This is a genomic window from Treponema endosymbiont of Eucomonympha sp. (assembly GCF_001028545.1).
In genome coordinates this window covers 1-461 of record NZ_BBPW01000607.1, presented here as the reverse complement: position 1 = coordinate 461, position 461 = coordinate 1, and the positions used below count along the sequence as shown (strand labels likewise).

Sequence of the window (461 nt, the reverse complement as noted above, 5' to 3'; positions counted from 1 at the left end):
GGTAAAAGTGGGTAAAAGTGGGTTTGAATTGCGGACGGGCGAATATCGGAACACGCTGGACGAAAAGGGGCGGATATTGTTTCCCGCGAAATTGCGTTCCGAATTTTCCGATTCCACGCTGGTCGTCACGCAAGGACCTGACCCCTGTCTATGGCTTTTTTCGCTGGACGAATGGCAAAAGCTGTCGTCCCGCTTAATGGAAAGCGCCGGTCCATTCAAGGCACCAAACCGGCTGATGCTGCGCCGTATTGTCGCTCCCGCGCAGGAAGTCGAAATCGACGGCGCGGGCAGGCTTTCGATACCGGCAAGCCTGCGGAAATATGCCGTGCTTTCCAAAGACTGCGTGATGCTCGGCATTGTCAAGTACGTAGAACTGTGGGACGCTGCAGCATACCGTGCGTATCTTGAGGAGAGCGAACCGCTCTTCCGCGAAGCGACGGAAGAATTGGGAGCGATTCGCC

General features: G+C 55.7%; 1 protein-coding gene. It reads left to right on the top strand.

Annotated features, from left to right (window positions below; translation table 11 throughout):
* Positions 1 to 76: 76 nt before the first annotated feature.
* The coding region (locus AWU74_RS08290) for a division/cell wall cluster transcriptional repressor MraZ (RefSeq protein WP_238580273.1) at positions 77 to 461 on the top strand (385 nt) is incomplete at its 3' end.